The sequence below is a fragment of the Odoribacter splanchnicus DSM 20712 genome (assembly GCF_000190535.1).
In the GTDB taxonomy this organism is placed as follows: Bacteria; Bacteroidota; Bacteroidia; order Bacteroidales; family Marinifilaceae; genus Odoribacter; species Odoribacter splanchnicus.
Genome location: NC_015160.1, coordinates 3,498,947 through 3,525,033 on the forward strand (window position 1 = coordinate 3,498,947; position 26,087 = coordinate 3,525,033).

Annotated in this window: 15 protein-coding genes and 2 tRNA genes; 12 read left to right on the top strand and 5 right to left on the bottom strand. The window is 43.1% G+C overall.

The genetic code is table 11. The features are described from left to right. Nucleotides 1-90: 90 nt before the first annotated feature. Nucleotides 91-996, top strand: a complete 906-nt coding sequence (locus ODOSP_RS14800) for a DUF5996 family protein (RefSeq protein ID WP_013613106.1) — start codon at nucleotides 91-93, stop codon at nucleotides 994-996. A 64-nt stretch (nucleotides 997-1,060) separates the two neighbouring features. Here the strand turns inward: ODOSP_RS14800 and ODOSP_RS14805 are convergent. Then, nucleotides 1,061-1,135, bottom strand: a tRNA-Val gene (locus tag ODOSP_RS14805). 731 nt (nucleotides 1,136-1,866) lie between these two features. Here ODOSP_RS14805 and folB point away from each other — a divergent pair. The 11 genes from folB to ODOSP_RS14860 all read left to right on the top strand — a co-directional run bounded on the left by folB (nucleotide 1,867) and on the right by ODOSP_RS14860 (nucleotide 17,270). Then, nucleotides 1,867-2,220, top strand: a complete 354-nt coding sequence (gene folB / locus ODOSP_RS14810; protein ID WP_013613108.1) for a dihydroneopterin aldolase — start codon at nucleotides 1,867-1,869, stop codon at nucleotides 2,218-2,220. 43 nt (nucleotides 2,221-2,263) lie between these two features. Further along, nucleotides 2,264-2,782: an RNA polymerase sigma factor gene (locus ODOSP_RS14815; RefSeq protein WP_071823581.1), complete on the top strand. Its 519-nt coding sequence runs from the start codon at nucleotides 2,264-2,266 to the stop codon at nucleotides 2,780-2,782. Nucleotides 2,783-3,023: 241 nt separating this feature from the next. After that, nucleotides 3,024-4,187, top strand: coding sequence for a FecR family protein (locus ODOSP_RS14820; RefSeq protein ID WP_013613110.1), 1,164 nt, complete (start codon nucleotides 3,024-3,026; stop codon nucleotides 4,185-4,187). 96 nt (nucleotides 4,188-4,283) lie between these two features. Next, the gene (locus ODOSP_RS14825; protein WP_013613111.1) at nucleotides 4,284-7,685 is read left to right on the top strand and encodes a SusC/RagA family TonB-linked outer membrane protein; all 3,402 of its coding nucleotides are present in this window, start codon (nucleotides 4,284-4,286) and stop codon (nucleotides 7,683-7,685) included. An 11-nt stretch (nucleotides 7,686-7,696) separates the two neighbouring features. After that, nucleotides 7,697-9,154 carry a RagB/SusD family nutrient uptake outer membrane protein gene (locus tag ODOSP_RS14830; protein WP_013613112.1) on the top strand — a complete coding sequence of 486 codons (1,458 nt, stop codon included), beginning with the start codon at nucleotides 7,697-7,699 and terminating at the stop codon, nucleotides 9,152-9,154. 10 nt (nucleotides 9,155-9,164) lie between these two features. Next, on the top strand, nucleotides 9,165-9,869 hold the full coding sequence (locus ODOSP_RS14835) for a DUF4843 domain-containing protein (RefSeq protein ID WP_013613113.1): 705 nt from the start codon (nucleotides 9,165-9,167) through the stop codon (nucleotides 9,867-9,869). 5 nt (nucleotides 9,870-9,874) lie between these two features. Further along, nucleotides 9,875-11,551 carry a PKD-like family lipoprotein gene (locus tag ODOSP_RS14840; protein ID WP_013613114.1) on the top strand — a complete coding sequence of 559 codons (1,677 nt, stop codon included), beginning with the start codon at nucleotides 9,875-9,877 and terminating at the stop codon, nucleotides 11,549-11,551. Beyond that, complete coding sequence (locus tag ODOSP_RS14845; protein ID WP_083813749.1) at nucleotides 11,484-13,832, top strand: zinc-dependent metalloprotease; 2,349 nt, start codon at nucleotides 11,484-11,486, stop codon at nucleotides 13,830-13,832. The genes ODOSP_RS14840 and ODOSP_RS14845 overlap by 68 nt, the downstream gene beginning before the upstream one ends. A gap of 7 nt (nucleotides 13,833-13,839) precedes the next feature. Next, on the top strand, nucleotides 13,840-15,870 hold the full coding sequence (locus ODOSP_RS14850; protein WP_013613116.1) for a DUF5117 domain-containing protein: 2,031 nt from the start codon (nucleotides 13,840-13,842) through the stop codon (nucleotides 15,868-15,870). A gap of 28 nt (nucleotides 15,871-15,898) precedes the next feature. Then, entirely contained in the window at nucleotides 15,899-17,038 is a 1,140-nt protein-coding gene (locus tag ODOSP_RS14855) for a 6-bladed beta-propeller (protein ID WP_013613117.1), read from the top strand. A gap of 161 nt (nucleotides 17,039-17,199) precedes the next feature. Beyond that, nucleotides 17,200-17,270, top strand: a tRNA-Cys gene (locus ODOSP_RS14860). A 167-nt stretch (nucleotides 17,271-17,437) separates the two neighbouring features. On the opposite strand, the gene ODOSP_RS14865 is transcribed toward ODOSP_RS14860, so the two are convergent. From ODOSP_RS14865 to ODOSP_RS14880, 4 genes are read right to left on the bottom strand one after another with little or no spacing between them, the layout of a single operon-like run. After that, entirely contained in the window at nucleotides 17,438-19,048 is a 1,611-nt protein-coding gene (locus tag ODOSP_RS14865) for a PKD-like family lipoprotein (RefSeq protein WP_013613118.1), read from the bottom strand. 38 nt (nucleotides 19,049-19,086) lie between these two features. Continuing rightward, nucleotides 19,087-21,402: a DUF4843 domain-containing protein gene (locus ODOSP_RS14870; protein ID WP_013613119.1), complete on the bottom strand. Its 2,316-nt coding sequence runs from the start codon at nucleotides 21,400-21,402 to the stop codon at nucleotides 19,087-19,089. A gap of 11 nt (nucleotides 21,403-21,413) precedes the next feature. Beyond that, nucleotides 21,414-24,719 carry a SusC/RagA family TonB-linked outer membrane protein gene (locus ODOSP_RS14875; RefSeq protein WP_148233368.1) on the bottom strand — a complete coding sequence of 1,102 codons (3,306 nt, stop codon included), beginning with the start codon at nucleotides 24,717-24,719 and terminating at the stop codon, nucleotides 21,414-21,416. 18 nt (nucleotides 24,720-24,737) lie between these two features. Further along, entirely contained in the window at nucleotides 24,738-25,835 is a 1,098-nt protein-coding gene (locus tag ODOSP_RS14880; RefSeq protein ID WP_013613121.1) for a FecR family protein, read from the bottom strand. Nucleotides 25,836-26,087: the final 252 nt, after the last annotated feature.

The window sequence follows — 26,087 nt, forward strand, 5'->3', positions numbered from 1 at the left end:
TTCCCTTACCATGGTCCTGTTAAATTGTATTAAATACAGAACCATTTTTTCGGGGTAACGATAAACTCACTGACAGATGATATATAAGCCATGGACTTTTTGAATTATACAGACTGGCAAGATACAGCCGATACTTTACATATGTTGTTGCAAATGAGTGGTAAAGTGAAATTGCTGTATCGGGCGAAACGGCCAGAATGGGCGCATATCAGGCAATATCTCACCCTGGACGGGATTTCGACGGGAATCGTTCCTGAGGCACCTGTGCCTTTTGAAATTAATTTCGATTTCCGCGAAGATCAGGTGGTCTTCCGGAATTACAACGGAAAAACCGAAAAGGTGGCCTTGGAGGACGGGAAGAGTGTCGGAGACTATTACCGGCAGTTTATGGCGGCATTGAAACAAATCGATGTGCCGGCCAGAATCGATGTGAAATCACAGGAATTTTATGATCCTGTCGATCTGGATAAAGACGGGAAACATCGGTCGTATCAGAAGGAAGCAGTGTTGTTGTGGCTGGATAATATGCTTTTTGCCGATCGGGCCTTGAATCGTTTTCTCGCCCCTTTCCGGGGAAAAGTGACTTGTCCGGCTTATTATTTCGGTACGATGGATTTGTCGTGTCTGGTGTATAGCGGCGAGGCCGCACCTTGGGGCAGAGAGGATAAGGTGATGCAATATGCTTTTGATGAAAAATGCTATGAATGTGGATTTTGGCCCGGTGATCCGAATTTTCCGAAACCGGCTTTTTATGGAATGCCTTATCCGTTTGTGAAAGATCTTCAAGGTAACGATAAATTTTTACGGCCCGATAAAGCTTTCTTTAAACCGGAAAAACAGGAGTTCTTCTTTACGTTGGAGGATGCTTTGAATTATCCTAATCCTGAAAAAATGGTCATCGATTTTTACCGTTCCGGCTTCGATCTGGTACAGGAACTCTCCCGTTGGAAAAATATCGATTGGATCACCCGCCCTTTGGATTATCCGGAAAAATGACCGTGGTCCCCCCCCCGGGAAAATTTGGGACATAAAAAAGGAAGCCTTTTTTGACTTCCTTTTGTGGGCGCTGAGGGATTCGAACCCCCGACCCTCTGGGTGTAAACCAGATGCTCTGAACCAACTGAGCTAAGCGCCCGTGCGATCTTATCTGATTGCGGGTACAAATGTAGATGAATTTTTTATATTGGCAAAATATTTTAGAAAAAACAGAAAATAATTTTTTTGTCTGTTTTGAAAATGGCAGAATATCACATATTTATGCAGGCCGGAAACCTTTGTATCGATTCTGATTTTATATACATGCATTTTAACTATATATTAACAAAATAATTAACATTAATTTGTTGTTTGGTTGTTGTATTTGTTTGAAATGTCCTTACCTTTGCACCGTCTTTAAAAAAGATTGTTTTTCATAAGTTTGTATGGTTTAGGTTAGTAGTTAGTAAATGTTTAAGGGTCGGTTCACCGGCCCTTTCATTTTTATATTCTGATGATGTTTTCCGTGTCTTTCGGATTATTTTAATCGGAATATTTCTGTAAAGAATAGGGCTGCATTGTATAATGGAATAATTTCTTTTTAATTTACACTGAATAGTTGAGAGATATTATGTACGCGAATTTCTGGAAAGGTTTCGGTGGATTTTGATTTTGGTCAGGAATTCAATAGGAAGTGAATTTTCTTTTTTCTACTTTTGAACAAAATAGAAAATAGATTTATTTTTGTTTGTATTATTTTTTTATGTGGGAGGTAAAAGAAGCGGAAGGCTTGTTGAGCCGAACGTGATTTTTATAGGCTGGAGTTAGGTTATGTGAAGTATTTTATTGTGTAATACGGATAGGAAATTGACTGGATTAAATGGAATTGAAATGACTGGAATAATTGAAATTGAAGGCATGGAGTTCTTTGCCTATCATGGTTGTTTTGAAGCGGAACAAATTGTAGGAAATAAATTTATGGTTTATGCTTGTTTACATTATAATTGCCATTGTCCGGCTTCCACAGATGATATCGCTGATGCTTTAAGTTATCAGACAGCTTATGAGATTATTGCCCGTGAAATGATGAAACGGTCTCATTTGCTGGAACATGTAGGGAAACGAATGCTCGATGCCTTATATGCGGCTTTCCCTCAATTGCAGTATGCTAAAATCAAGATTTCGAAAATGAATCCTCCTTTGGGAGGACAAATCCGGTGTACGAGTGTGACCTTGGAGAAATAAAAAATAATTGTGAATATTGCAAAAATTTTTGCACCACAATGGTATGGATATAAAGTTATTTGATCTGTTATATAACAAATACTCACAACCGATGTTACTGTATGCTTTAACTTTTGTAAATTCAAAGAGCGATACAGAAGACATTGTGCAGGAGGTGTTTTATAATTTCTGGAAGTCCGAAGCCTATCTGAGAGTTCCTATCGATGAAGCCAGACCTTGGCTATTGCGGGCTATCAAAAACGCCTGCATCAATTTCTGGGAAAAGAAAGACGTCCTCCGCAGCAGTGCAGAACTGCATAATATTACAATTGAAGATGAGGAATACTCCGAATTCAATGAACAAATATTCACACAAATCAGACAGGACATCGAAAACATGCCTCCCCAAACCCGTGAAATTGTAAAAGCCATATTCTACAAAAAAGAAAAGTATCAGGAAGTTGCCGACTACCTCGGCATCTCCATCAATACCGTCAAAACATTGCTCCGTAGGGCCATCCGGCAACTTAGAGAACGCTACACGGATAATTTCAGTCTTTTCCTGTACCTGCTTTTGAAATAATTATCCCCACCATCGGTACTATCCATTAACCGTCTACGGATATGTTATGGACAATATTTCGCTTTCCCTCAAAGAAGGCAAAAGCACATTTTTGATCGGCATTTGTCATGAGATTATATTGAAGATAAATAAAAGAGATGTGAGAAAATGATATTATCACAAAAAATTAAAATAATTTTTACAAACTGTCACCCATTTTCTAAAATCATCTGTTTCTATTTACAAAGAAACTATCGGATTTATGTTGTTACAAGAGCTCATAGACGAATATATACTTCTGTTTCGCAGGGGAGAACTGACTTCTTCGCAACAAAGAGAACTGATTGATTGGCTGAATGCTGATGCGACTCATCAGGCCTACTACCGAAAGATGCTCAAATTATATGCATGCATTGAAATGACAGAAGAAGACTTGGTCAAACAGATGCAGGACTCAGTACACAATCGCCTCTATAAACAAATATACCTCCAACGTTTTAAGAGAAAGGTATGGTGGCTGACAGGAGCAGCCGCTGTAGTAATAGCAATGATTGGAAGTATCTTAATTATGGAATACTCACGGACGGAACCGACAACTCTAACACCAACATTTGGGGAAGCCGGCTCTTCAAAAGCCATTCTGACATTGGCTAACGGAGAGAAAATATCCTTAACCGAGCAGACGCACAGATATATCACTACTTCGGAAGGTAATCTGATACAGCAGGATTCCATCGGTCATTTGCACATATATGCCATAGACAGTAACCATCAAAAACAGACTGTCTGTCAAAATAATGTAATATGGGTACCACAAGGTGGAGAATATCACCTCATCCTGTCGGACGGCACGAAAGTATGGCTGAACGCCGAAACGAAATTAAAATTCCCGGCCCGGTTTTCCGGGGACAAACGTATCGTGGAATTGAGCGGCGAAGCCTATTTGGAGGTGACAAGTAATGCATCAAAACCGTTTATCATACGCACAGATGGGATAGACGTCAAAGTGTTAGGAACATCTTTCGGGGTTCGGTCATACCAAGAAGAGACTTCCATTTTCACAACGCTGGTATCCGGTAGCGTAGAAGTGCAAGGTACGCATGGTAAAGTCCGTCTGACTCCATCCCACCAGGCTGTTTATGATAAAAATTCAAAAGACATCGCCATCAAACAGGTAAATACGGAATTATATACAGGTTGGAAAAACGGTAAAATGTTATATGACAACTGCCCTTTGGAAGAAATATTACGCGACTTGAAACGCTGGTATTCATTTGAAGTATTCTATACCAACAGCCAAAGCAAGCAGATTCCATTCACCCTCAATATCCGGAAGTATGAGAAAATTGACGGAGTTTTGGAATTAATGCAAAAAACCGGAAGAGTACATTTTGACATAAAAGGGGACACCATTATTGTAAAATAAAACAGGGACGGTATTCGCAGTACCATCCCCATAGATAAATGTTCATAGCTGCTCGCAACAGCGGATGAACGTAAGTTGAATCTTAAATACAAAATTATGAAAAAAAAATCTTTATACCCTTATCCGGGGTGTAGGAAAATCATTCATTATCTGGTAATGAAGACATTTTTTATTTTCTTGTTTTTGTTGACATTACAAGCTAATGCCAACGTTTATTCGCAACAGGTCAAATTAAACCTAGAGGTGAAAAACGGCAGTTTCAAAGACATCATCAATGAAATCGGTCGTCAGTCAGAGTTCAGTTTCGTATACAGCGACTGGGATTTGCCCCAAACAGGAGTGAAAGACTTGAACTTTCATGATGCTTCCATAGAAGAAGTCCTCAACACCTTACTGGCAGGCACCGGTCTCTCTTACGAGATTACAGAGAAAACCATTCTGCTGAAAAAAGCCCCTGCGCAACAAAAGACAGCGGAACAAGCCAAAGTTGTACAGGGTAAAGTTGTTGATTCCAAGGGCAATCCCCTTCCGGGTGTCACTGTTATCGTAAAAGGGACTACACTGGGGACTTCAACAGGCGCGGACGGAACATTTAAATTTGAAATACCAAACACCCAAGGCATTATACTGCAATTCTCCTTTATCGGTATGAAATCACAGGAATTTACCTATGCCGGTCAAAAAGAGATTACCATTAAAATGGAAGAGGAAACCGTTGAAATGGATGCTGTGGTTGTAACCGGTATGTTTAACCGCAAAAAAGAAGGATTTACCGGTTCTGCAGTTTCTGTCAAAGGAGAGGATTTAAAGAAATTCAGCACCACCAACATGGCCAAAGCTCTGTCAATCATAGATCCCAGCTTCCGTATCATAGAAAATATCTCACAAGGTTCTGACCCCAACCGCCTTCCTGACTTACGTATGCGCGGTCAGGCGACTCTGCCGACAGGAGTCGGAAGCGGCAGTGTAAGCACCGACATGGTCATGCTACAAGGAGATTATTCCACTTATCCCAATCAACCGCTATTGATTTTGGATGGTTTTGAAATCGATTTGCAAACAATGGTCGATTTGGACCCGGAACGCGTAGAAAGCATTACGCTTTTAAAAGACGCAGCAGCAACAGCCATTTACGGTTCCAAGGCTGCCAATGGCGTCATAGTCATTGAAACCAAAGCTCCCCTGCCCGGAGACTTACGAATCACCTATGCCGGTAATATCCGTTTGGAACTACCCGATTTATCAGGATATGATTTATTAAATGCAGAAGAAAAACTGAGAGTTGAAAAGATGGCAGGTTATTATCCTGAAGACAGCGATTACTCATACGTACAGATTTATCAGCAATATCTCAGGGAAGTCAGACGAGGGGTAAATACAGACTGGCTGGATATTCCTTTAAGAAATGCCGTACAGCACCGCCATGCCGTAACCCTTGAAGGAGGAGACAGGGCACTGCGCTACAAATTGTATGTCGGCGGCAACTTCACTCCAGGCGTTATGAAGGAATCAACCCGCAAGACACAAACGGCAGCTTTAGACCTGAGCTATCGCTTCAACAAATTGTTAATACGCAACAACATCACCCTGGATAATGCAACCGGAGACAATTCTCCATGGGGCTCATTCAGCGAATACACCCGTTTGAATCCCTATTTGCGTCCTTATGGAGAAAACGGAGAAATCAAGAAGAACCTGCAAGTATGGCAAGATCCCAAAGAATACTGGAATACAGACCCCATACCGAACCCCATGTACAACACCACTTTCAACTCTAAAGACAGGAATTCCTCGTTTACTGTACGCGACCAGTTCTATTTGGAATACAATCCTATTTCATCCGTACGCCTGCAGGCTGATGTTGCCATCGCCAAAAGCAACGGAAAGACAGAAATATTCCGTCCTGCACAACACACCAAATTTATTTCTGAGGCAGATCCCATGCGCCGCGGAGAATTCATCCGTCAGCAAGACGAATCTTTCAATTACAATATAAACATATCTGCATCATACAATGACGTAATAGCAGCAGATCATTTTGTAAGTTTTAATGCCCGTTATTCCATAGACCAGACATCGAACGATTGGTACGGTGCAACCGTAACCGGTTTCCCCAACGACCAAATGGACAACATCCTTTTCGGTAAAAAATACAATGAAAAGATGACCGGAAGCGAAAACACTAGCCGTTCAATAGGTTTTGTCGGAGCTTTCGGCTACTCATTCCGTTACAAATATTCCGTTGACTTCAATATCCGTGCAGACGGTTCCTCCCAATTCGGCAAACATAACCGTTTTGCTCCGTTCTGGTCGGCAGGTGTACGTTGGGATATCAAGAAAGAAAATTCGGTAAAAAAAGTATCCTGGATAAGCGACCTGATTGCACGTGCCTCTTACGGTATCACCGGAACACAAGGTTTTGCCCCTTACCAGGCCCAACAAGTATACACATACTCCATGCTGAAACCTTATATTTCATCCGACGGGACAGGCGCAGAACTTGTTGCCCTGGGTAATTCCAACCTTAAATGGCAACAGACCGGACAGTTGAACGTTGCCCTGGAAGCTGGATTCTTAAACAACAGAATCACTGCAAAAGTCGAATACTATCAGAAACGCACCAAAAACTCCCTGACCGATATAACATTGGCACCATCTCTCGGTTTCTCATCAATACCGGAAAATCTGGGAACAATTGAGAACAAAGGCGTTGAGTTTGCAGCATCATTCATCCCCTACAAAGACGCTTCCCGTGAAGCCTATTGGATAATCAACTTTAACGGCTCGCACAACCGTGACAAAATGACAAAGATTTCAAATGCTTTGGAATACATGAACAGTGTCAATGCCGGGAAATTGGATGCAACCCCACTGCCCCGCTACGAAGAAGGCCAGTCATTAAACAACATCTGGGTTGTCAAATCATTAGGCATCGACCCGGCAACCGGCCAGGAAGTATTCCAGAAACGTATCACAGGAGAACTGACCGGCGTATGGGATGCCGTAGATGTCATTCCTTACGGCAACACCGAGCCCAAATTGCAGGGAAACATCTACTCCACATTCAACTATAAAGGCTTCGGTGTCAGTGTCGGATTCAACTATCGATTTGGCGGACAAGTCTATAACAATACTCTGGTATCTAAAGTCGAGAATGCAGACTTGCGTTATAATGCGGACAGACGCGTATTGGATTTACGCTGGCAAAAACCGGGAGATGTCGTAAAATACAAAGCCCTTACCAATGCCGTAAAAGGCTCTGAAACAAAAGCGACCTCACGCTTTGTCATGGATGACAACACGTTTCAGTTCAGTTCTATTGCTCTGAGCTACCGTTTCCCCGCCTCCCATCCTTTCTTGAAAAAGATGAAGATGAGTGCATTGAGCATGAGCCTCAACATGGAGGATGTTGCCTATATTTCTTCCGTAAAACGTGAACGCGGTCTGGATTATCCGTTTGCCCGTCAGTTCTCATTTTCTTTGAATGTTGCATTTTAATGAATAGAATCATGAAAAAAATATTGATATTGACTCCGGTCATCAGCTTATTATTCTTTTTCACGTCCTGCTCAAACTGGCTGGATGTACCACCCAAGACCTCTATCAATGAGGAAGATTTATATGCACATGAGTATGGGTTCAAGGACGTACTCACCGGTTTTTACTTGAAATTAGGCGATCCCTCATTGTATGGCAAGCAGTTCACATACAACTTCATGGAATTCCTGGCCCAACGCTACGAAAACAAAATGATAATAGATAATGAACTATATAATTACAGCGGCTCATACAAAACGATCGTAGAGAACTATTATAGCATGATATACAAAGTCATTGCCAATATCAATAATTTTCTTTACTACATTGATGCCAACCGGGATGTAATCAAGACTCCAGATTACTATGAGGTAATGAAGGGCGAAGCTCTGGGGTTACGCGGATTCCTGCATTTTGAACTGTTGCGCTTATTCGGACCGATATATTCACAAAGTCCGGAAACAAAATGTCTGGCATACCGTACCCGTCTGGATGCAGAAGCCACCCCGTTATTGCCTGCATCTCAATTCATTGATTTGGTAATAGCAGATTTGCATGAAGCTGAAAAACTGTTGGAAGAACATGACCCGAAAGAATTCAGCAGTGACTATGGCAATGAGATAAGAGACCCGTTCATGGTCTATCGCCAAACCCGTATGAATATCTATGCTGTCTATGCCATATTGGCCCGTGCATACCTGTACAAAGGAGATGCCGACAGCAAATCCCGGGCCTACAACTATGCATCTGACGTTATCAACTCAGGCTATTTCAGTCTTGCCGGAAGTAATTCCAACCGCATATTGTTCCAGGAACATATCTTCAACCTCTACATTGACGAGTTGGATAAAATTGTAGACGAAGATTTCAAGAACATCTCATCATCCAACATGTCTGAAAAACCGGAAACCCTTGACAAACTTTATGAATTTGAAAATGGAGGTGCCACCGATTTCCGTCTAAACAACAATTCTTTCGAATTGGTCAATACAGTCAAAGTATCCAGGAAATTTGACCAGCAAGGCTACGACGATCCGTTACGGAGTGGGGGCAAGAATTCCATGCCGCTGATCCGTCTTCCGGAAATGTACTACATTCTTGCAGAGTGTGCCACCGACCCGACGGAAGCGGCAGACTGGCTGAATACAGTCCGGGCAAACAGGGGAATTCCGGCAGACGTTGATTTGGTCGGTGACGATGCATTCGACCAATTGGATTCACGTCCGGGATGTGACAATACCCAAACCAAGCGCATTAATGAAATCATGAAGGAATACAACAAGGAATACTACGGCGAAGGACAATTATTCTATTTCTACAAACGACTGAATTATAAAGTATTTACAGGATGTCCTGCCGGCGGCATGCTCCCGCAATACTACACTCCTGCAATCCCTGACAATGAACATATATTTGGAAACAACAATTAACCATACAGCCATGAAACGAAATATATCGCTTATATTTTCACTGCTCTTTATATTCTCCGCCTGCCAAAAAGAAGAGGTAGAAGAATACGTATCCGGAGCACGACTGAATTTCAACAATGACTATAAAGTGGAAAATGTTCCGACAATAAGATGCAGCTTTACTGACAGCGACTATTTAAATAAAACAACCGAAATCACCGATTCCATTGAAGTCGTTGTAATGGGACTTTCCACAAATACGGACCGTACGTTCTATTGCACGACAGCTCCGGCAGACTCTCTATATAGCATGCCGGTAACTGTTGCCGAATCATATATTATCCCCAAGAATACGTACAGCACCTTTATCAAATTCTCAATCAAAGCCCCCGGTAATTTCGGGAAAGCCAATAAAACCTATATCCAATTTGATCAATCCAAAAACACAGGCGTTTTTGAACCGGGCAATAAAGAGGCTCAACAATGTATCATCGACTGTATCTACACGCTTCTCCCTATTGGATGGAACACTGATGCCTGGGGAAAATTCAGCAACGGAAAATATAAGTTCATGATAGACCACTTCCAAAAACTTCATGACGACATTCCTCCGTATCGGCAAGAACAGGAAGAAATCTACGATGCCTATCAGAAATACAAGGCAGCTGGCAATCCCCCTATTATGGATGACAGCACTCCGGCAAAGGAAATCGAATTTATAAACGTTAACGAATAGAACCCATGAAAAGATACCACATAATAATCAAAACCATACTGGGCATATTAGGAAACCTTCTTTTCGCCTCTTGTGTCGATGACAATATCGAACAGAATTATTCAGAGCTGAACGAGCTTGTCTTGAAAATGGATACCCAGAAAGCATTACAGGCACCGGAAAATGTCAATGACTCCATCCTGGTAAAGATTGCTCCTGAAATCACCTTACCCGAAGGCAGAACCCGTAATGATCTGTCATTTGAATGGCGCATCCGGACGGAAAGGGATTATTCAACCATATGGGATATTTACAGCACATCCGATACACTGGTTTATTATGTAAAAGCCGATACAAAAAACACCTTCTTCCGTTTTGGAGTAACGGACAACGAATTGGGAATTACAACATACCGGGAATTTACAATCAAGATTCTGAGACCATTTGAAAACAACTGGTTTGTATTGCAGAATATTGGAGACAAGCCGGTGTTGGGTAGCATTGAAGTTCCTGGTGAAGAGCCATTAATCACGCCTGATGTATTCCAAATCAAATACGGACAGCCGATGTCGCTTACAGGAACCCCCAAAGCATTAAATTATTGTTTTTGGAAAGACAAAAGTTCAAGGAATCCCTCAGAATGGAGGCTGCAAGTATTGACAAACACTGATGAGGCAATTTACGACAGCAAACACCTCCAGGAAAAAATATACGACTATTCCAATTCATTGTATCCTGTCCCGGCTGAAGCTGCCATCCAATCAGCACACACATATCAGTACGGAGAGGTCATCACCAACAACGGCGAATTGTATTTTTCGGCTGAAGATGGTTCGTACGTGTATTTCAAAGGTAAATTGGCCAAAGACATTGAAAATGCGAATATTGTCAATGCGGTGGCATTTAACAGCGACAACAGCTATCATCTATTGGCATTCGATGACCAAAACAAACAATTCCTGTATAGTAATCCCGATGTTTACTTCGGAGCCGGAAAGCTGTATCGTAAAGTACCTAATATGGGAGAAACCATCTATAATAATTATGTAAAAATTACTATCCAGAATGTACCGGATTACGCAAGAGAAGGAAAACCCAATAAATTTTCTCCGAAACTAGATGAAAACCACGAACTCTTGTTCATGGATAATTGGTATGACGGGAATGTTGTAGCATTTACCCACAACAAGCAAGACGGGAAAGTATATGTTTTTGATTTCAGCAATTCGTCTGCAACCAAAAGAGACACCTGCTTCTGTCTTGCAGAAAAGGCCTGCGAACTGAATGGCAATGCAGAAGATGCACATATTGCCGTTTCAAGCGCCTTTAAAAACATCTTCTTTTATGCATCGGGCAACAAAGTATATCGGGTCGATTTAAATCGTAGCACACCCAAGACCATTCTGATTTACGAACATCCTGATGCAGGCGCACGCATCCATGTAATGAAATTCCGCCATGCAAATTTTGCCAGCATGGTAGATATGGATGGAGACGATGAAGCTGAAACTTTGCTACAACAAACCCAAACATTGGGACTGGCAGTTGAAAAAGGAGGCAAATGGTCTGTCACGGAGATTTATCTGGCCGCCAGCGGAGATGTAGAAAAAGACGACGAGAAAAACCCTAAAGTATATGAATATGACGGTTTTGGCGAGATTGTTGACATTGTCTATACGTTTGCTTGCAAGTGGTGGCAGTAAACTTTTAATTATGCTCCTGGTGACAACACCGGGGGCATTTGCCCAAGGGCATTTCAAAAACTACTTTGAAAAAAAATTCCCGCAAGATACTGTAGATATACATTCGGGAATGTTTACTACCTATACACATTCCGATAAATATTATTGGGAAATTCCGGTCAAACTGTTTGGTGCCGATATATTGGTAACAAAAACAGCACTGAAAGCTGCAGCTCAGGCAGAACGTCCGACAGACGGATTGTATGGATTTGCGAATGACATGGTTGAAGAAGGTGTCATCCGATTTGTTAAATCCGGAAACAGAATCGATTGCCTTGAAGTTTTTAATGGCATATCAAATACCCCGAAAGACAGTGAATTAACTTCACTTTACAGACAAAAAAACAACTCCGGGCGATACCTTTCCATTCCGATTTTGGAAGAGAAACCCGAAGCTGTATTAATCGATGTCAGCAATCTGCTGAATCAGGAAACTCTTTTTACCGGCCTGGCATTACGTCATGGAAGAGATTTTAACATCAGCATCTGTCATCCTGAATTTTCCTCCATTCTGGAAATCGGCAGTAACCGGGAAGACATCCTGTTCATCCGATCGCAAAGAGCTTATGAGCCTTCCAGAATACCTTCAGAGATTCCCAACGCAATGAACGTACGCGAGCTGACAATGTGGCAAATAGGAACTGCTCTCACTTTATTACCCCGCACACCTCTTTCATTTCGCAAATGGGATCCTCGGGTAGAATATTTTTCGAATACCTACCAAAAGTGTGACAACAACATATACACAACAACAATCAAAGTTGCAAAAAGATGGCGTCTGGAACCTCGTCCTGAAGATTTTGAACGTTACGAAGCCGGGGAACTCGTAGTACCAATTAAACCCATTATTTTCTATGTTGATAGGCAAACTCCCGAATATCTGCGACAAGCCTTCATCGAGGCTGTAGACAGTTGGCAAAAAGCATTTGAGCAGGCAGGGTTCAAAAACGCTATCAAAGGAGAAATGATGCCTGCTCATAAAAGTGATCCGGAGTTTTCAATTGACGACCCCCGCATTTCAATCATATCATACAATGTTTCACCGCGCATGAATGCCCGCGGAGGCATCATCACAGACCCGCGCAGCGGAGAAATCCTTAGCGGGCGGGTATCGATTTTCCACAGTTTCCTGGATTTAATTCAACAATGGTATTATTGCCAATGCGCACAAGTCGACCCTCGCATACATGAAGAAATCATACCGGACACATTATTGGCAAGGATTGCCAAGTTTGTTGTTACCCATGAAGTAGGCCATTCATTAGGCTTGTGCCACAATTTCATCGGCAGCAGTGCCTATACCGTAGAGCAATTACGCACCCCCGATTTTGTAGCCAAGTACGGTACCACACCTTCTATCATGGATTATACACGTTTCAACTATATTGCCCAACCGGAGGATAAAATGGACAGCAAACTTCTATCCCCCAATGTCGGGATATACGACTGTTTTGCTATTGAATGGGGCTACCGTTATTACAGACATCATGCAAATTCAGACAGTCTATTAAAAGAATGGGTAACTCAACAACAAGAACAACGAGAATTGAGATTTGCCAACAATTCCGGTATCGACCCCGAAGTCCAGTCTGAAGACTTAAGCAACGACTTGTTGGCAGCCAACGCACTCGGTATCGAAAATCTAAAATACATGAAGTCGAATGAACCCCTTTGGCGTTCAGGGGAATGGGCAAACAGACAAATATGGATAAACAGACAAAGCTGGATGGAAATACAATACAACAACTTTTTGACACAAGCCATATTATATATCGGAGGCATCAACACCCTGACTCAACAACCTATACCTATCCGAAAGCAACTGGACGCCATAGAGTTCATAAACAAATACGCATTCTCATCGCCGGAGTGGTTATTTGGCAACCACCGAAGGACATCCTCGTTTTACCAGGAAATTATCCGTTCGCTGATACAGCGATGCGAGTATGTTCAAAACAGCTCAGAGCGATATCCCAATAATACAATCTCTATCAAAGAGTATATCACGGTGTTACACCAAACAATTTTTGACAGACATCAAACAGACAGGTCACGCGAGATTCTACAGGAAGTATTTTGCAAAAGCGTTCTGGATGCGATGAAAAATTCAGATTCACAATATATGAAAATGCTTTGGAGATGCGAATTGGAGAATATTCTCGATGAAGCAAGACAAAAACACTTCAATCCTCAACATGGCCAGCGAATAACAGACTACATAAAATTCTGCATGGGAAAATAAACTAAATATGAAGAAGAAAAGGCTATTGATATTATATCTTTTACTGGGAATTTGCACATGGGGACATGCATTGAACCCCATAACATCACATTCCCGACAACACCCGGCACAAACATCGACCCAGAAGTTGAGCGCGACTGTACAGGACGGGAAAATAATATTGAACATACCCGAATCTGCAATAGGGAAGGAGTTATTGATTACAGCACAAGCAAATGAAGGTTTTGGACTCAGGAACCGTCCGTTATCAAGCATAGGGGTTGTCCGTCTGCAAAAATCGGCAGACGGAAACAAAATCTTTTTCAACAAAGAAAGATTCGAGGAAAGAATAACAACCGGGAACAGCGAATTAAGACCTGCCTTTGAAGCATCCAACCGCCAACCTTTAGGTATAGATTATCCCGTCATAAACAATATAGATAAGGATGGCTTTTATGCAATTGATATCACTAAAGCGATTCTGAACGGAGAAAACTGGTATCAACTTCAAATGAAAGACTTATTCCCATCATCAAGGGGACAAGCTGTCGCAGACACCATTATCACATTTGATGAGGGAATATATGTCGCATTCAAACAGGAATACCGTATACAAAGCGAACTTAACCCGACAGTTGAAATGCAAATCGGTTGTGCTGTCAGACTATTGGATGCAGAACCTCTCGGTTTGCGCTATGCCAACCATCATTTCCCATACACCTATCTGACATTCAAAGATTATGGACGCAGCCCTTATGGAGCTGTAGAAGATTCCATCATTTGCCGTTGGCGCATCCATCCCCGAAAGCCATTAATATGCTGTATAGATCCTCTCTGTCCTCCAACCTGGGCTTCATATATCAAAAAAGGGGTCCTTGCCTGGAATAAGGCATTTGAGCAGGCTGGTATTAAAAATGCCATAAAAATACACGAAAACGCCCAAGACGAAATTCCTGCACTTCACCGTTTTGTGATTTCATACGACCTGGGAGCGGCAACAACTACCCGGCAACAAATCACCCATCCGGAAACAGGAGAAATCTTATATACCCGCCTCAACCTGGGACATGGACTGCTATTGCCCTATTTAAACAATTATTGGTGGGAATATGGAAGCGAGGATAAACGCATACGCAAAAACATCCTACACGAACAAGTTGCAGGCGAAATATTACAAACAATCATTATGCGTGAATTTGGTCTGGCATTGGGTTTAACTGCTCCATCTCCTGAGAATTATTGGGAAGATTCCGCCCTACAAGAACTTAATAATGGGAAAAACAGTAATTTCCCCACTCAACAAGATTGCAAACAAATCGCCTGGGGCTATCAACAAACCTCGGCTTATAAAGATGCAATAAAAGAACGCAAACTATTGGAAAAAATCATTCTTCCCACCAGACCTACAAGCACAGAAGAAAAAATACAAAAAGAAAAGATACTGACCCGCAAGCTCAAAAACTACGAAACAATGTTTTCGTTTTTGAAAAGTGAAATTGCTCTGCATGGAACAAACCAGCAATATATCGTACTATACAATCAAGGAATTCAAAGCCTGACGAATCATCTAAAAAAATTAGCCGGTATCATTTCGACAGAAAACGCTGAAAGAATTTTAGCTTTACTCGATTATTATGTTTTCCAGGAAGAACATCAATGGCTTGATATTCCTTCACTGCACATAGGCAACAGAACAAGCTACTCAAAAATCATAAGCAACATCGGAAAAGAAGTGTTCAAAAGCCTATTCCAACAACAATCCATTGATGCCTTTACACAACAAAATCCGACACTTTGGAATAGATTACATGACAAAATATGGAATCAATTCGATACGGGGCATAAACCATCTGTATATCAAATGGAAATACAAGCTTTCTATGTAGATACCTTGACTTCCATCGTGCGAAATACTTCCAACCAAAATTCATACAACTACATTATTACCGTCGCCCAAGAACTTCAATACCTTAAAAGGCAATTAAAGATATTGCAAAAAGAGCATCCCGAACAAGAGGGACGCATACATTATGAACTACTACTGGAACGCATCAAATAACATTATTCATACAAAAAAACAGAATCAGATGAAGTGGATTATTATTTTACTAGCCTTCATAGGCTCTTGGGAACAAATGAAAGCTCAGCAAAACCCCATTATCTTAAATGAAAAGAATGTTACAGATCTGACAACGGCAGCAGACTGGGACAAACTAATCGACACCTGGAATTATGTACCATTAGAAAACAGCGATAACAGCCGACTCGGCTCTATCGAAACATGTTATATTTATGGTGATTATCTGTTTATAAAAGACTACCATGACGGAGAAATGAGAATGATGCAATTCAAATTAACAGGTGATTTCATGCACAGAGTTGGCAAATACGGTTCAGGAGAGCAGGAACATGGAGCCTTGGGATTGCCTTGGGTCGATTTGGAAAAAAGACAAATCACGTTACATGACGGATTCAGTTCCCATAAAAAAGTGACTTATGACCTCGCCGGCAAATATGTTTCAACGGGAAAAACAGGAATGCCTGCATTTTACACACGCCAAATATACCCTGCCGGTAACGGTAAATATATCGGCTACTGTGCATGCGGTACAGGTAACAGGATGTGTTATTTTACGACAGACAAGAACTTTAATAAGTTTGATACCTTGAGACAACATATTGTCACTTTCAACATGGGATATGCTGATTTCTCAATTCACCCTATTGTGATTTATAAGAATAACATTACTTGTATCGCACCACTGAGTGACACGATTTATACATATGCAGATAATAAATTTATTCCCCGATTCATCACGACAACCCACCGCTCTGTTCCTGCTGATTTTATTCCCAGCAGAGTGGATTATTGGAGTCTGTTAGCCAAACTGAAAGAAAAAGGTTTCGATGCAAAGAAAGAAGCATTTGAAACCAAAAATTGGTTTATCATTACCTACGATAACGGCAAAATCTTCTATGAAAAAAATCAACAGAAAGGTTTTTACATTCCCAAAGACCTGCCTGCCCGGGGAGACATGATTTATCCCAGCGATTTATGGGGACAACAAGGTGAAAAACTGATAGCCATCTTTGCCCCGGAAGAATTATTGGCAATAAAAGCCGAATTGGAGGCAAAAGGAGTGCAACTTACTGATAAGATGAAAACATTATTCGGTAAAGTAAAAGCCGGAGAAAATCCGTGGCTATTCTTTTATGAGTTGAAATAACTATTGGGGTAATCCATAAACATTTTATATATTTACTTTGTGAATATCGTCTCTGCTGTAGGGACGATATTTTTATATTTAATTAAACGGAGAAATAATTTTGCAGATTATTTTGGAAGTTGACGAAAACATCCTATCTTTGCATCGCAAAATCGCAACAGGGTCGGTTGGCCGAGCGGTTAGGCAGCGGTCTGCAAAACCGTGTACAGCAGTTCAAATCTGCTACCGACCTCAAAAGCCTTCGAAAGTTATCTTTCGAAGGCTTTTTTGTATCCGGTATCTTGAAGGGTAGGGCGGCGGGAGTTTTAGTTCCGCCAATCTCTTCTGAAAAAGGGACGCTGATCACAACAAATCGCAGCATGGGTTTGTCAGGCAGCTGTCCCTTTTATATCCTGTGTTTTAACGGCGTTCACGGTATACTACATCTGCAATCCGGGCAAAACCACTGTACTCTGTCCGTTTGCTGACTTTATTGTTTATTCCGTCGATCTTATAGAAACCCAGTGTACCTCCGTTATTGTCCGTGCTGTTTTTATCGTATGAACCGACCATCAGTTCGAACTGCCGGGCCATAAATTCCTCCGATTGATCGTTGAGCAGAGTCAGGAGGGGCTGTTGGTAAAGATTGAATTTCAGGAAGGTGACTTCGGATGTCGAAGGCAGAGTGATCACCGATTCGTAGGTGGTATTGGTGGCCAGATTGTACATATGCACCTTATTGCCTTCGGCATAAAACAGAAAGGGAAACTGGGAATGGAAAGCGAACCGGCTGGCTTGATCGAAGCCGGGGGCTTGTAAATTTTCATATTTCGATTCCTGTACGAATCCGTTACCTCCCATATTGATTCCATAAATGTGGCGTTGGCCGTTTTGATCCTGAAGGATGGCATACACCAGACCATTGGAAAAACGTGTACTTTCCATATAGATCAGTTCCATCCCGGTTTTAAAACTGAACAGGGCCTCTTCGGGGTCTTGCAGGGGAGATAGGATTTGTTTCGGGTTGTCGGTAGTTCCTGTCGACCAGCCGACGAAACGCCGGTTATCGGTGTCGTAAAAAAGGGCAGTATTACCATTGCCGGGGCGTGCCATACTGACTCCTACGTAAGGGGCGACTTTAAATTCAGGAGCCAGGCCACGTTCGGAAGTATTGATCGGATATTCGAAAGCAGCACCTGCTGTACCCAATGCCTGGCAATAAGCATTCCCTTTGTCGGTGACACAAAAGTTCGCCTCACCTCCATACGAGCTACCCGAATTCAGGGAGATGTAATAAACAGGTTCTTCGTCTGCAGGAGGTATGATAAAATCAACGGCTTTTATATTCCAGGATTCGTCTGTTTTGAATGTTTCCTGGTCCAATAGATAGGAACCTTTTTCTGAAATCAGGTAAATGACATCTCCCGGATTGGCGAAACGGCTGGGGGCCCAACCGAGCATACGGGCGTTTGTCACCTCCGGAAGTCCCAGGGAGGCGAGCAGGTCGTAGGCCGGGAGTGTTCTTTCTTTAGAAAGTACGGAGATCATATCCAGCCGGACACGATTTTGAGCTCCTTCGTTACAGAGTACCATCCAGCCTTCGTAAGTGGGGGAGGTGACTTTGATGTCGAATAGTTTTGCCGTCTCCCTGCCGGTTCTGATATCGGTGACGATAAACATACATAAGTAAGTATTGGCTGCAAAGGTAGCCAGCGTATCCACATCCTTTCGGCCGTTTTTATTCAGGGTTACTCCCCAATATGCCCCGTTTACGATCGTACCTCCGCTTTTCAGTTCCATTTTATAGGTGAAAGTGAAGTTCGGGTTATCCTCTGTAATGATTCCTTCCAGAGAAGATTTGACTGTGGGGGCGGCCACAATGTGTTCGGCTCCCCCGACGACTTCCAATAATTCCGGCAGACCTTCGATCGTGATTTCTGCCACTTCATGATAATCGTAATTTCCTTTGTCGTCGAAGCACGAGCTGATCAGGGGAATGAACAGGAGGACGAATAGTTTGTATCGTTTCATAGAATTTTGATTTTCAATGTTATTTTATGTTTCGGTTGTTATTCATATCGGGAATAGTCGACCGTATAACCGTCGGCCAGTTGCATGTAGGAACCGTCCTTATCTTTTACGGGGGTATCGTTATCGGCTTGTTCCTGAAGGTAATTACGAACAGCTTTGGCGGCGAATCCGAGGCGTCCGTAAGAGACTTTCGCTCCGGCCTGCCCGGCTTGCGACCAATCGTTCACTGTCCAGCCCATGACCGAATTGACAACGATGTATTTCTGAGGCGTCCAGGGACCGAGGAAACCTTCACCGAACCAGGACCAGTAAGTCGGTTCGGAATATTGTTCGTTGAATTTGAACGTATACCGGGTACCGTCCAGGTTTTCGCTGCTGGAGTTCCATTGGTTCGTTTTTTTGTATTCGTCGATCCGGGCATTGAAGTGTTCGTTTTCTATAAGGTGCAGAACGACTGTAAGGGTACTGTCGAGTAAATCGGGCGTACGGTAAAAGGTGATTCGCACATAGGCATTACTCTTGCCGGCTTTTATTTTTAACGTGTCGAGGTTCGTATCGAAATGCACGCCTTGGATTCCGGTACTCATTTCTTTATCGATTTCCACTTTAAAAGGGCGGTCGTAGTCGGTGACATTTCCCATCGTACGTACTTCGGCCGAATAGGTGACACTGTTTTTTTCGGCAGCTGCTCCGGCAAAAGTGAATTCGGTGCTGTTGGAATAGGTGACAGTGGTGCTTCCCCATATATAGGAAGCAGTCCGTTGAAAATAGAGAGCGGCATCGTCCGAGGTGTAGACCGGAATATCTTTTGTCTCACAAGCTGTAAATATCAGAGGCAGAAGAAAGAGATAGAGTATTTTTTTCGTTTTCATAATATGCTGTTTTAACGGTTTTCGATTTCTTTGGCCGGCATGGGGGGGGACGTAACGGGCGGCACTGGCCCCATAAGTAGAGGTGTTGTGCCCATTTTCGGTATTCAGGATGTTGACGAACAGCCGTTTGTACATAAAGAAAATCTGGCCTTCTCCCCAAAATTCACGGAGATATTCGATACGTAGTTTGCTCATCAGCTCATTTTCGTCTGTAATGGTTATTTCGGGCAGGCCCCGCAGAGTGCGGATTTGGTTGAGCCAGCTGTTGCCATCCGATACCTTGGGTTCGCATTCGGCTGCGATATAATACATTTCACTTAAGCGGATCAATGGCATGAAGCTGCTGTAGAATAATTTAGCATCTCCGTCCTGAATGGCTTTGTACTTGGTGAATATATGACCCGTGACTCCGATACTCGTCGCCTGAGCCCATTGGGATTGATAGCGGTAATCCTGGGTTTCTCCTGCAAACAGATTGCCGTCGACGAATGAGTTACGGGGTTGTAAAAAATTGTTTCCTGCATTTTCTGCATCGAAACTGTAGGTATAGATATCGCCCCGTTTCTTCATGTATATCCCCATCAGGACTTCGGTAGAGAATACCCGGTCGGGATCGACATTGTTAGCCAGTAGTTTGTTGGGATCTACCGGGGGAAACCATTCCGATACCGTCTTATCTTTCAGGAGTTTATAGGCTGCTTGCAAAGCTTTGTCTTTCTCGCCGGCATAGAGGTATACCCTGGCTTTTAAGGCCAACACAGCGTAATAATTCATCCGTAATTGGCGGTAACGCAGATATACCTCGTTTTCATCTTCCAAAGCGGAGGCCATAGGGCCTTCCGGGATGACCGGGTCTTTGGCCAATAGTTTTTCGGCTTCGTCCAGGTCGCGCATGATCTTGTTGTGAACGATCGAGTCGGCTGATAATAGGGGAAGGTTCATGATTTTTACCGATTCGTTGTAAGGGATGGATGGGGCCGAAGGATCCTCTTTATAGATGGGGCCGAATAAGCGTAACATGTCGAAATGAAGGAAAGCCCGGAGGGCCAGTAATTCTCCCTTCATCAGATTGGTTTCGGCCGGGGACAGTATGCCCTGCTGCGTAGCCAGATTTTCCAGGATGACATTGCAATTCAGGATGGTCGTGTAGGCTGTGGCCCAAGTCGACTCGAGTGCCTTGGAGACATTTTCCTCCGCATATCCCCAGCTATTCAGACTGGTCAGATAAGTGCTTTTAGCCAGGGGAGCATATCTTTTTGAAATGACATCGATCAATTCGTATGAGAGATTTTTGCCATATAACGAATTGGAAGTTAGGTTGTTGTATAAACCGTTCATGGCAGTATAGTACCCCCCCGGGGTCGCCAAAAGTTGTTTTTCAGTATATTGATCTTTGGGCTGGACATCCAGAAAGCGATCGCATCCCGTACAAATTCCTCCCAATAAAATGAGGCTTAGTAATATTAGAGTTTTGAAATTCATCGTATTCGGATTTAAAAGTTAAAAGAAAGTCCTAATTCGAGGCTGCGTGCGAACGGATAGAGAGTTCCCCGTTCGGATTTGATCGTGGAAGCTCTGAAAACATCGCGCATGGAGGCTTGAATCTTTAGATTGCTCAGACCTATTTTTTTGATCCAGCCTTCATAAAATTCGTAACCGACATAAACGGATTCCATACTCAGGACGTTTTCTTTCTGAATGAAGCGTGAAGACATCGGCGTACTGGCTGCATTCGCGATGTCTTTAAAGCGTACTTTGTCGCCCGGATTTTGCCATCTTTCGTACAAAGCCCGTTTATCCTGGTTTTTATTCAAACCGCTGACGGAAATATTCTCGACTTTGTTGAACAAGGCTTCGTTGAATACGCTGGCACCTGTCTGGTATCTGAAATTCATACTGACAGAGAACCCTTTGTAGTTGAGAGAAGTCCCGATCACTCCTTCGATTTTGGGCCGGGTATTTCCACAGATCACTTCGTTGTCATAAGAAAAGTCGTAGGTGTAATTGCCCTCTTTGTCGTAGAATAATTCCCGACCTGTAGAAGGATCTATCCCTGCCGATTTCACGGCCCAGATATCGTCGGGGTCTGCTCCGTTGTAATATCTGACCGTGTTGTGGCCCTGGCCGGATTTATTGAGCTCGTCGAGTTTATTTCCGATCTTATCGAGTTTGGTTTTCTGGGTTCTCAGGTTACCCCGGACGAGCCAGGAGAAACGTTGATCCAGTTTCTGTATGATGTAATAGGAAGCGGAAAGCGTCAAGCCTTGGGAAATCTGTTTTCCCATATTGGTCAGGTAACTGCTTGTCCCTGAAGACAGGGGCATGCTGATGTTTATCAATAGGGGGTCGGTTACTTTGTGGTAATAATCTGCTGTGATATTCAGGCGTTTATCGATCAATATCATATCGATACCGATATTTTTGTCCAGGGTGATCTGCCAGTCGAGGTCGGGGTTACCGAGCTGATTCAGTACGGCTCCCATACCGAAATAATTCATAGAGGCCAATTGAAAATTGAATGTCGTCAGTGTTTTCGACGAACTGAAGTTTTGGTTGCCGGGGTTACCGATCGAGGCCCTCAGTTTTAGGAAATCGATCCAGGTGAGGTGATCTGCAATGAATCTCTCTTTGTGCAGGTTCCAGCCTAAGCCGACAGACCAGGTACCGATATAGCGTTTGGAGGCTCCGAATACGGAAGAGCCGTTTTCGCGCAGACTGAAATCCATCAGATAACGATCATCGAAAGAATACCCCAGGTTGAAATAGCCGTTCATCGACCGTGAAGTATTTTCGTAATAGGTAGGGCTTCCTCCTTCCGGATAACCGTTCGAGAAAGAGGGGTATACGAAATCACCTTCCGGGAATCCTTGAGCACTATAGCCTTGTGTCAGCGTTTTGTTACTGTTGAGGTTACCACCGAGGACGGCATTGAGACGATGACGGCCGATCAGTTTGGCAAAAGTTACCGATAGCTCGCCTTCGTATTGGTTACTTCGGGTATTGGTGGTATTGAAAGTCCCTTTTTTGAGGATCTCATAAGTATCGAAGCGGGTGTCGTTGCGGGAGATGAATTTTTCTGTATCGTCGTTGCCGTAGCTGATGCCGAAGCGGGCCCGTACTTTCAGTGCTTCGAGGGGAGTGTATTCGGCCACGAAATAGTTGGATAAAGCGAGTTGCTTGCCTTCGTCACGACTGTTTTGAGAGGCATTCCACAACGGATTGGCCGCTTTGGTATAATCGTTGTTTTCGAGCCATTTACCGATATTTCCCTCTTCGTCTCTTTTTTTGTAGTAGGGATTGGCGGCAGCATATTCGCTGAAATCAACGATCGGATTTTTGATTTTGGTGTTGGTCATCGAAAATTTGTTCGAGAACTGGAATTTTTTGATACGGTAGATCAGGTCGATATTTCCGCTGATAACTTCCCGGTTGGATTTCTCCATGACTCCGCTGATACCGTTATAGCCGGCTCCGATACCGAACAGGAAACTGCCTTCTCCTCCTTCGATATAGAGGGAGTGTTTCTGATTGACTCCCACCCGTAAAGGTTCTGTCAGCCAGTAGGTATCTATCCCGCTTTCGATTTCGGCTAATTTTTGATTGTATAATTTCTGTAGTTCGAATTCACTTGTCGCCGACCAGGAAGCAGGGGTGTATTTCCCGGCTAATTTTTCGAAAGCCAGTTTTTCTTTTGCATTCATGAGGTTGTAGCTACTGAGATCGGGCATCGAAATATTGGCATTTCCATTGTAACTGACCATCAGTTTTCCGGCTTGTGGTTTGACGGTTTCGACAACGACTACCCCGTTGGCTGCTTTCGATCCGTAGATCGCTGTCGAGGCGGCGTCTTTGAGGATGGTGATCGAAGCGATGCGGTTGATATCCATATCGTTGATTACAGATAAGGAGGATTCGAAGCCGTCGAGGATGAACAACGGTTGGTTCGGATCGGCTTCGAGCTCGTCACGCATACCCAGCATACTCGATTTCCCACGGATTTCCATATTCGGCAGGCGGTTCGGATCGGAGCCGTATAAGGTGTTGTCCAGAATGGCAAAAGAAGGGTCGAGGGTTTTCAGACTTTGCAAAATGTTTTGAGTACCTGCCGTTTTGAGTTCGGATGCGGTGTAAGTGGAAGCAGAACCGGTAAAGCTTTCTTTTTTGCGGGTAAAAATTCCGGTCACGACCACCTCTTTCAAATTTTCTGCCGTCTCTTTTAAAATGACTTTGATCGGTTTTTTAGGATCGCCGACCGGGACTTCCTGACTTTCCATACCGATAAAAGAGAAGATCAGAATGGTGTTTTCTTGTTGGGGCAGAGACAATTTGAAGTTTCCTTCGGGATCGGTTGATGTTCCTAGTTTGGTGCCTTTTACCAGGACTGTCACTCCCGGAAGAGGAGTGTTGCTCTGGTCGGTTACCTGACCGGTCAGGGTAACGCTATTTACGGTTTGGGGAGTAGTTAACGGAGTCAGGATGATGGTTCGGTCTTCCAGGGTATATTTGAACCGATTATTGGCAACCGCGTCTAAAACCTGTTCGAGATTCAGGACTTGTTGTGCGAATTTTACTTTCCGGTTGAGGTCGAGTTGTTCGCCATTGTAGAATACATCATAACGCAGTTGGGAGGAAATAGCATCGAAAATTTCCCTTACTGTCAGCTGTGTCGATGAGAGAGCGAGTTTTTCCTGCTGGGCAAAGACCGAGGCATTGCCAGGAAGCACACTGATCAGTAAGAAGAAACTCAACCAGCTACATAGCAGGAGATTTCTTTTTACTTTCATTTGATTTTTTTTCATACATTAGATATTAAGTTGTTAGTAATTGAGGTGGTATCGGGAATGGGGTTTCCCCCGGACGATCACTGTTCTGCCTTGTATGTCGAAATGCAGGTCGGCTGTGCGTTCCAGGTATTTCAACACCACCTGGAAGGAGTTGTATTTGTTGATTGCTCCGCCGAAGTGGAGACCTTTCAGTTGCGGATCGGTATAGAATACTTCGAAATCATACCAGCGTTGTAATTGCCGGATGATTTCTTCCAAACGTTCGTTGTGAAAAATGATTTTACCGGATATCCAGGAGGTATATAAGGCGGGATTGACAGAAGAAATCTGTGGACGTCCCTCTTGGCGGGATGCTGTATACTGTTCTCCGGGTTTTAGGATATAGGTGGTGTCGTTATGGCCGATTTGTATTTTCCCTTCGACTAAAGTCGTACTCCAAAGACTGTCTGTCGGATAGTTGCGAACGTTGAACCGGGTTCCTAAAACTTTTATAGTCCGGTTGGCGGTGTGTACGATGAAAGGGCGTTGGGTATCGGGTACTACTTCCAGATAGATCTCGCCGGACAGAAATATTTCGCGTCGGTGTAAGCCGAATTTTACCGGATACCGGAGACTAGATTCCGAATTCAACCATATCCGGCTTCCGTCGGCCAGTTGTAACCTGTATTCGCCTCCTTTGGGGATCTCGAGTGAATGATAGGATAAAGTAGAATCGTATCCGGGAGTTTCAGTCGGTAAATATCGGATGGATTGGACAATACTGTCGAGTTGAAGATTGGCTGCTGTCTGTGGCCTGATAAGAGGGGATTGGTTCGGATTTAAGAAGATTTGCTCTCCGTTTTCTAAGGTCAATACAGGTATGCCGTCGGCTTTGTAAATCTCCGGTGAGGGGGAAATTGCCGGGGGATAAACAGCGAAGTGACGGATAAATAAATAACCGCTTCCCGAAAGGAGACATAGCGCCGATACACAAATAGCCAACCAGGAATGCCGTCTTCGAATAATGTAACCGTTATTGGTACAGCGTTTTACGCGTTTCCAGCCTTTTTGCCGGTCAAAGTGGTTCTCTGCCGATCGATTGACGGCTACTTGAATGATAAACCGTTCTTTATCAGATAGTTTTCTCTCCATAAAAACGGACGATTATTTTGGTGGGTATTCACCAAAATAAAATGGACAATCGACAGATGACAATTGACAATAATTGGAAGTTTCACTTCCACTGAAAAATAAGATGAATTCAGAAAGATAAACTAATATATAAATAATATATGTATGGTGGTGATCAGGTGTATATAACCCTTGGGGAAAATATTTTTATTTACCGGTTATCGGATTTTATTTGACAAAATGCAGTCGATATCTATGTGCTTTGTAAACTTT

Bases quoted from the DNA above. Each gene is read 5' to 3' on its own strand.
- ODOSP_RS14800 (WP_013613106.1), top strand. From the start codon at position 91: ATGGACTTTTTGAATTATACAGACTGGCAAGATACAGCCGATACTTTA.
- folB (WP_013613108.1), top strand. From the start codon at position 1,867: ATGACTGGAATAATTGAAATTGAAGGCATGGAGTTCTTTGCCTATCAT.
- ODOSP_RS14815 (WP_071823581.1), top strand. From the start codon at position 2,264: ATGGATATAAAGTTATTTGATCTGTTATATAACAAATACTCACAACCG.
- ODOSP_RS14820 (WP_013613110.1), top strand. From the start codon at position 3,024: ATGTTGTTACAAGAGCTCATAGACGAATATATACTTCTGTTTCGCAGG.
- ODOSP_RS14825 (WP_013613111.1), top strand. From the start codon at position 4,284: ATGAAAAAAAAATCTTTATACCCTTATCCGGGGTGTAGGAAAATCATT.
- ODOSP_RS14830 (WP_013613112.1), top strand. From the start codon at position 7,697: ATGAAAAAAATATTGATATTGACTCCGGTCATCAGCTTATTATTCTTT.
- ODOSP_RS14835 (WP_013613113.1), top strand. From the start codon at position 9,165: ATGAAACGAAATATATCGCTTATATTTTCACTGCTCTTTATATTCTCC.
- ODOSP_RS14840 (WP_013613114.1), top strand. From the start codon at position 9,875: ATGAAAAGATACCACATAATAATCAAAACCATACTGGGCATATTAGGA.
- ODOSP_RS14845 (WP_083813749.1), top strand. From the start codon at position 11,484: ATGAATATGACGGTTTTGGCGAGATTGTTGACATTGTCTATACGTTTG.
- ODOSP_RS14850 (WP_013613116.1), top strand. From the start codon at position 13,840: ATGAAGAAGAAAAGGCTATTGATATTATATCTTTTACTGGGAATTTGC.
- ODOSP_RS14855 (WP_013613117.1), top strand. From the start codon at position 15,899: ATGAAGTGGATTATTATTTTACTAGCCTTCATAGGCTCTTGGGAACAA.
- ODOSP_RS14865 (WP_013613118.1), bottom strand. From the start codon at position 19,048: ATGAAACGATACAAACTATTCGTCCTCCTGTTCATTCCCCTGATCAGC.
- ODOSP_RS14870 (WP_013613119.1), bottom strand. From the start codon at position 21,402: ATGAATTTCAAAACTCTAATATTACTAAGCCTCATTTTATTGGGAGGA.
- ODOSP_RS14875 (WP_148233368.1), bottom strand. From the start codon at position 24,719: ATGAAAAAAAATCAAATGAAAGTAAAAAGAAATCTCCTGCTATGTAGC.
- ODOSP_RS14880 (WP_013613121.1), bottom strand. From the start codon at position 25,835: ATGGAGAGAAAACTATCTGATAAAGAACGGTTTATCATTCAAGTAGCC.